Source organism: uncultured Christiangramia sp. (assembly GCF_913046405.1).
Classification (GTDB): Bacteria; Bacteroidota; Bacteroidia; order Flavobacteriales; family Flavobacteriaceae; genus Christiangramia; species Christiangramia marina.
The window spans coordinates 1-7039 of the sequence record NZ_CAJWRQ010000124.1 but is presented as its reverse complement, the minus strand read 5'-3'; the positions used below and the strand labels follow the sequence as shown (position 1 = coordinate 7039).

The following is a 7039-nucleotide window of genomic DNA, read 5'->3' as shown; positions in this document are numbered from 1 at the left end:
AAAGGTGATTATCATGATCCATAGGAAAACCTTCAAGCAAAGAATGTACACTCAAACTAATTAGAAGTGTAATTGGAAATGCTGCAGAATCTTTATTATGATGCATGTGACCATGTTCAGCACCTTTCGACAAAAATTCCAGCACGATCTGCAATAGAAGTCCTAGCATGATAAATACACCAATATCCACATTGGCAGAATTATAAACTTCTGGAAGTAATTCCAGTACAGTTACAGCCAGAAGATATGCTCCACTAAATGCCAATAGTAATTTAAAACCTGAGGAACTTCCTGGTTTTAAGAATACTGAAATGATATATCCAGCGATGACAGCCAGAATGGGTAACAGGTAAATATATAAGCTTTCCGGCAACTTGAAATTCAATTAGGACAGGAACTGCGGTTTAGACTGAAGTATCCTGTAAATATTATCGTATGGGACAAAATTACTTTATTTTTGTGGTTCTTTAAAGCAGTACTATGGATAACTACAGAATGATCGCCAAGACTTTATTTGGCTTCGAATCGATATTGGCAAAAGAACTTTTGGACCTTGGTGCAATGGATATCAAGGAGGGGAATCGAATGGTGAGTTTTGTTGGTGATAAAGGCTTTATGTACAAAGCCAATTTGTGTCTGCGTACCGCTATCAAAGTATTGAAGCCATACGAAAGCTTCAAAGCAAATTCTGAACAGGAACTTTACGATAATATCAAGAAGTTGCCCTGGGAAAAATTTTTAGATGTGGAAGGTAGTCTTGCTATAGACTCCGCTGTGCATTCTGATATTTTCACGCATTCACAATATGTAGCTTTAAAATCCAAGGATGCAATCGTAGATAGATTCAGGGAGAAATTTGGTAAAAGACCAGATGTGGATCTTGATTTTCCAGATTTAAGAATTAACATCCATATTGAGAATAACTTCTGTAATGTATCTTTCGATAGTTCTGGAGATAGTCTTCACAAGCGAGGTTATAGAACCGCAACCAATATTGCGCCTATCAACGAAGTACTGGCCGCGGGGATGTTGCTAATGTCTGGATGGGATGGTCAATGTGATTTTCTAGATCCAATGTGCGGTAGTGGAACAATTCCAATCGAGGCCGCTATGATCGCGTGCAATATTCCGCCAAACCTAAACCGGAAGGAATTTGCATTCGAAAAATGGAATGACTGGGATGAAAATCTATATGAAAAGATTGAAGCTTCAGCACTGAAGAAAGTGCGTGATTTCCATTTCAAGATAAGAGGTTATGACAAGGCTCCTTCCGCAGTAATGAAGGCGAAGGATAACGTAACCAACGCGAATCTTGGTGATTTTATTGAAATTGAACAGAAGAGCTTTTTCGAAAGTGTGAAGCAGAATGAGGGTTATCTTCATATGCTTTTCAATCCACCATACGGTGAGCGACTTGAGATCGATATTGAAGATTTCTACGGAAAAATAGGGGATACCCTAAAACAAGGATATCCTGGTACTCATGCCTGGTTTATTGCCACCAATTTTGATGCGATTAAAAGTGTTGGGCTAAGAGCTTCCAGAAAGATAAAATTATATAACGGACCTCTTGAAGGACGACTTCTAAAGTACGTGCTTTATGAAGGTTCTAAGAAGAAGAGTAAGCAGGAGGACTAGTTCCTTGCTTTTTTGTAGAATGGGATCATATAACTAATGGAGTAGCCAAAACCTGCTCCAAATTCACTGGCATCATAAGTTCTTCCGAAACCAGGAATCGCAAGATTGTCCAGATTATTTGGTTCACTCTGACTAATTCTTCTCTTGAGCTGAACGTTGGCAGATAAGTATAGATTATTGATGATCTCTACTTTAATACCTACCATAACTTCAGCCCAGCTTGCGGTAAGTCCCGTAGATTCAATATCTTCAGTATTGGTATTTACACCATAGTAATCTGTAGCAGTATAGATAGTATATTCTTCCAGTGTTTGTGAAAAAGTGGCAAATCCATAACGAACACCCACAAAAATGACATTTTGCATATCCAGCCAATTCTCATAGGCATTGTAGTCTCCACCCAGCTTTATATAGCTACCATTGGATAGGGTTTGAATATTATCACCTTCAAAAGTTATCTTTTCGTTTCCAAGTTCTGCAGAAACATAAAAATTATCGTAGAATCGATAGTCTCCAACTATTTCAATTCCACTATAATTGTCATCAAAGACACTTCTTATAGGTTTACTAATATCGATTCCAACCCGAATCCCATACTTTTCATTATAATTTATGGTATCCTTTGTCGTGGATTGTTCCTGAGCACTTGTAAGGAGTGACGTGCAAAATATTAGAATGAAACTAGAAAAATATCGAAACATGGGCATTGTTTTGATCGTCAATATTAGTTTCCAGAATCTGTATGTTTTGTATCCATGATTCTTCACCACCTTCTAAATTCACCTTCAGCCCAACGTAATTAGCTTTGTAGGCGCAGGCGCGATTTAAATATTCCTCCTGAACGGTATATGAAAAACGTAGAGTATCTGTGTTTTGTGGATTTTCCTCGTCTTCATCTTCATCAGGATCTTCTCCTTCTTCAAGAGTTTCCGCAGTATTTAATATAAATTCAAGGTTCGTTTCACCAGAATCTGTTCGCAACGGGATCGCAATACTATCCTGTGAATATCTAAAATAGGTTAGGGTGCTGCTATTACTTCTAATGCTTACAAAAGTGGTATCATCTCCAACCTCTCGAATACTTAAATTCTGAGGTGCTTTAGCCAACTGCTGATCTTCAATATCGTAAAACCGAAGAATCAGAAATGGAGTGATATCTGCCGACTCCGGGCAAATATCATCTCTCTGGCATCCTGAAATAAAAACCAAAGTGAGTAAGCCAAAAAGTAAAAACCTGGTGTTCATTATTTTTATCGTTTTTCCAGAAGGACAACATTCTCAACGTGATGTGTTTGGGGAAACATATCCACAGCTCTTGTTTTGGTGACCTTATAGTGTTCATCCATCAAAGAAAGATCCCTGGCCTGTGTAGCAGAATTACAGCTAACATACACAATTTTTTCAGGCATTATTCCCAGTATTTGAGCTACTACATCTTTATGCATTCCATCGCGTGGTGGATCTGTAATGATCACATCAGGTTTACCATGTTTTGCGATAAAGCTTTCAGTAAAAACTTTACGCATATCTCCCACATAGAACTCTGTATTTTCAATATTGTTGCGTTCAGCATTTTCCCGTGCATCTTTGATCGCTTCAGGAACAGCTTCAACACCAATTACTTTTTTCGCATTTTTAGCTACAAATTGTGCAATAGTTCCAGTTCCGGTATAAAGGTCATACACCAGTTCGTCACCTTTAAGATTTGCATATTCCCGTGTGATCTTGTAAAGATTGTAAGCTTGTTCTGAATTAGTCTGGTAAAAAGATTTAGCATTGATCTTGAATTTAAGACCTTCCATTTCTTCAAAAATATGGTCGCGACCTTTAAAACAGATGACTTCCTGATCATAGATCGTATCATTTCCTTTGTTATTGATCACATATTGTAAGGAAGTGATCTCAGGAAATTCCGTGCTTAACGCATTTAGGAGTAATTCTCTCTTTGCTTTATTTTCTGAATAGAATTGAATCAAAACCATGATCTCACCTGTTGAGGAGGTCCTGATCATGAGGGTTCTCAACAAGCCTTCCTGGTTTCTAGTATTAAAAAACGATATATCATTGTTAGTAGCGAATTCTCTGGTGAAATTTCGGATGGCATTGCTTGGATCTGCCTGTAGGTGACACTTTTTGATATCGAGGATTTTATCCCACATTCCCGGAATATGGAATCCAAGGGCATTTCGATCTTCAATATTTTCACCGCCTTGAATTTCATCCATGGTAAGCCACCTACTGTCACTGAAGGAGAACTCCATTTTATTCCGGTAAAAATAAATCTCTTCGCTCCCAAGAATTGGAGTTACCTCAGGCAAATCAATTTTACCAAGGCGCTGTAGATTGTTGATCACCTCGTTTTCTTTATATTCAAGCTGAAACTTATAATCCATATTCTGCCATTTACAACCTCCACAGGTTCCAAAATGCTGGCAAACTGGTTCTGTTCTTTTATCTGAAAGTTTATGGAACTCTACTGCAGTTCCCTGGTAATATGATTTTCTTTTTCTGGTAGTTTGAATGTCTGCTATATCGCCAGGAACGGCATTGTCTATAAAGATTACTCTACCATCTGGAGATTTACCAATTGCCTTACCTTTAGCTCCGGCATCTACCACTTCAATTTCAGTAAATAACTTGTTCTTGTTTCTTCTTGCCATAGCGCAAAAATAGGATAATTAACAAGATTTAAAGAGAGGCCAGTTGAAATTTTCAGCAAACATTTAGTAATTTGCAGCAATACCAATTTAAAGGATGATTTCTCTCCAAATAGCGCTAATTCAAGCGGAAAAGTAGGAATAACCAAACACTAATTCAAAAAATTAAGAACTAACATGCCATTACCTAAAGTCAATTCTTCAGCTGAAGCGATACAACTGGAAGATCAACATGGAGCCCATAATTACCATCCGTTACCTGCAGTATTAAGTAAGGGAGAGGGTGTTCATGTCTGGGATGTTGAAGGCAAAAAATATTATGATTTTCTATCGGCTTATTCCGCAGTAAATCAGGGGCATTGTCATCCAAAGATCGTTGGTGCAATGTACGAACAGGCTTCTAAACTGGCTCTCACTTCAAGAGCTTTTCATAATGATGTTCTTGGAGCTTACGAAAAGTATGCTACTGAGTATTTCGGTTTTGACAAGATCTTACCAATGAACACCGGTGCAGAGGCAGTTGAAACAGCTATCAAAATTGCACGTAAGTGGGCTTATGAGAAAAAAGGTGTGAAAGAAACAGAAGCGCAGATAATTGTTGCTGAAAATAATTTCCACGGAAGAACCACTACGATCATTTCTTTTTCGAATGACGAGGGAGCCCGTAAGAACTTTGGTCCTTATACACCTGGTTTTATCAAGATCAATTATGATGATGTAGATGCTCTGGAGGAAGCAATAGAAAATAATCCGAATATCGCTGGTTTCCTTATTGAGCCAATTCAGGGTGAAGCAGGTGTTTATACGCCTACAGATGATTACATGAGAAGAGTGAAGGAGATCTGTAACAAAAATAATGTCTTATTCATGGCAGACGAGATACAAACAGGGATTGCCAGAACTGGTGGTCTTTTGGCTGTTTGTGGTCACTGTACCTGTGAAAATCACTGCGAACGACAGGAAGAAACTTATAGCAAACCTGATATTCTTATTTTAGGTAAAGCACTTTCTGGTGGGAATTATCCAGTATCTGCAGTACTTGCAGATGATGAAGTAATGGAAGTTATTAAACCAGGACAGCATGGTTCTACATTTGGAGGTAACCCGGTTGCCGCTGCAGTCGCTGTTGCAGCTCTGGATGTAGTTAAAGATGAGAACCTTATTCAGAATGCCAGAAAACTAGGTAATTTATTCAGACAATTGCTAGATGATTATATTAAAGAAAGCAATATTGTGGAACTCGTACGAGGACGCGGACTGCTAAATGCTATCGTAATAAACGATTCTCCAGATAGTACAACTGCCTGGGATATTTGTATGGCGCTTAAAGAAAACGGTTTACTGGCTAAACCAACGCATGGTAATATTATTCGTTTTGCTCCACCATTGGTTATGAATGAAGAGCAATTGAGAGATTGTGTCAATATTATTGTCAAAACTCTTAAGCAATTCGAAAAGTAATTGCATTTCTATCAATAAAAAAACCCGCTATTAAGCGGGTTTTTTTATTTTAAAACAACAAGATTTTATCCTCCATATTCTCTTAAAATCTCTCTTTGCATTTCTTCTACACCTTCCATACCTCCGAAGACAATTAAACTTACGATGGTAATTAGAATAGAAATTCCACTAAGTACAAGACCTATAATTGCCAGGATTTTCCCAGTCTTCACGTTATTATATCCCGTGTATAAGTGAGGGTCTGTATTATAAATTTCCATTGCACGTTTAGACATCACTAACGCGATGATTCCGAAGATGATTCCGGCAATTCCATAGCAGCAACAGCCTACGATTGATAAAATTCCGAAGACGAGGATTAGGGTTGAATTTGGTAATTCTCTTTGTTCCATTGGTGGTTAGTTATTGGTTAGTTAAATATATAAAACATTTTGTACAGGTAAGCTCCGGCGATGATGACCCCGTTAAAAATTATAAGACCAATTTTGATAGTATGGTCATGCCGGAATTTAAAGAATAGATTGAAAACGACAAAAACTAGTAATAGAATGATGCTATATATGGCAGGATACATGTAAAAAGCGGCTTCAAAATTACCTTGAAGCAATAATGCTATAGAACGCTGCGCTCCGCATCCGGTACAATCAATACCAAAGACGCTTTTGTTCAGGCAGGGTAGCATGTATTCTTCTATCGAACTCAATTATTGATTCGTATTTTTTTGCTGATCTCTATTTGATCATGAGTTTTTACCTTCACAATATAAATAGCATTACTCAAATTACCGGTAGGATATAAAAATTCTTTTTCCCTGTTTTGCAGAACCTGCTGGTATACCTGCTTTCCCTGCAAATCATACATGCTTACCTGGGTGATCCAGCTATCGTAAAATAGTTTTATTTCAAGTTGCTCCTGTTTGTTATTTTGAAATATTTCTATGGAATTAAGAAGAACGCGTGGTGGTTTGGAGTCGAATACTTTCAAATCTTCTGTCTCAGGATCCTGAGAATTACTGTCTTCGGTAGAACCTTCGTCAGTATTTTGCTGCTCTTCATTACTTTCGGATTCATCAATCTCTTCCGAATTTTCTTCCTGATCTTCAGGTAAATTTTCAATAAAACTCAGATAAAACCGGTTTTTATAGTGTCCTGCTGGAAGGCTTAAACTTAAACTACCAGAACGAATTCCGAAATACAAATTCTGTTCGGCATCATATATAAATACCCTGTCTGGATCAAAATTTTGTAGATCTGAAATGCTAAACTCCACTTCTGTATTTTCCT

8 protein-coding genes and 1 pseudogene are annotated in these 7039 nt (G+C 37.7%); 2 read left to right on the top strand and 7 right to left on the bottom strand.

Translation table 11 applies throughout. The features are described from left to right. Positions 1 to 373: pseudogene (locus QZ620_RS12885) on the bottom strand (ZIP family metal transporter); the annotation flags it as partial. A gap of 107 nt (positions 374 to 480) precedes the next feature. Between QZ620_RS12885 and QZ620_RS12880 the strand changes: the two are divergent. Continuing rightward, positions 481 to 1638, top strand: coding sequence for a class I SAM-dependent RNA methyltransferase (locus QZ620_RS12880; RefSeq protein ID WP_295182357.1), 1158 nt, complete (start codon positions 481 to 483; stop codon positions 1636 to 1638). On the opposite strand, the gene QZ620_RS12875 is transcribed toward QZ620_RS12880, so the two are convergent. The 3 genes from QZ620_RS12875 to rlmD are packed head-to-tail and all read right to left on the bottom strand — an operon-like array spanning position 1635 to position 4298. Further along, the gene (locus tag QZ620_RS12875; RefSeq protein ID WP_295182354.1) at positions 1635 to 2339 is read right to left on the bottom strand and encodes a DUF6048 family protein; all 705 of its coding nucleotides are present in this window, start codon (positions 2337 to 2339) and stop codon (positions 1635 to 1637) included. The genes QZ620_RS12880 and QZ620_RS12875 overlap by 4 nt on opposite strands. Continuing rightward, the gene (locus QZ620_RS12870) at positions 2320 to 2883 is read right to left on the bottom strand and encodes a DUF6452 family protein (RefSeq protein ID WP_295182351.1); all 564 of its coding nucleotides are present in this window, start codon (positions 2881 to 2883) and stop codon (positions 2320 to 2322) included. The genes QZ620_RS12875 and QZ620_RS12870 overlap by 20 nt, the downstream gene beginning before the upstream one ends. Before the next feature lie 5 nt (positions 2884 to 2888). After that, positions 2889 to 4298 carry a 23S rRNA (uracil(1939)-C(5))-methyltransferase RlmD gene (gene rlmD, locus QZ620_RS12865; protein ID WP_295182348.1) on the bottom strand — a complete coding sequence of 470 codons (1410 nt, stop codon included), beginning with the start codon at positions 4296 to 4298 and terminating at the stop codon, positions 2889 to 2891. Between the two features lie 174 nt (positions 4299 to 4472). Between rlmD and rocD the strand changes: the two genes are divergently transcribed. Continuing rightward, a complete protein-coding gene (gene rocD, locus QZ620_RS12860; protein WP_295182347.1) occupies positions 4473 to 5756 on the top strand; it encodes an ornithine--oxo-acid transaminase in 1284 nt (427 codons plus the stop codon). A 65-nt stretch (positions 5757 to 5821) separates the two neighbouring features. Here rocD and QZ620_RS12855 read toward each other — a convergent pair whose 3' ends face one another. The 3 genes from QZ620_RS12855 to QZ620_RS12845 all read right to left on the bottom strand — a co-directional run. Continuing rightward, positions 5822 to 6148 (bottom strand): CCC motif membrane protein, encoded by a 327-nt coding sequence (locus tag QZ620_RS12855; RefSeq protein ID WP_295182344.1) that lies wholly within the window; start codon positions 6146 to 6148, stop codon positions 5822 to 5824. Positions 6149 to 6165: 17 nt separating this feature from the next. Then, entirely contained in the window at positions 6166 to 6459 is a 294-nt protein-coding gene (locus QZ620_RS12850) for a DUF2752 domain-containing protein (protein ID WP_366935472.1), read from the bottom strand. Then, positions 6456 to 7039, bottom strand: a 584-nt coding sequence (locus QZ620_RS12845; protein ID WP_295182341.1) for a T9SS type A sorting domain-containing protein, incomplete at its 5' end; no start/stop codon positions are given. The genes QZ620_RS12845 and QZ620_RS12850, both read right to left, overlap by 4 nt.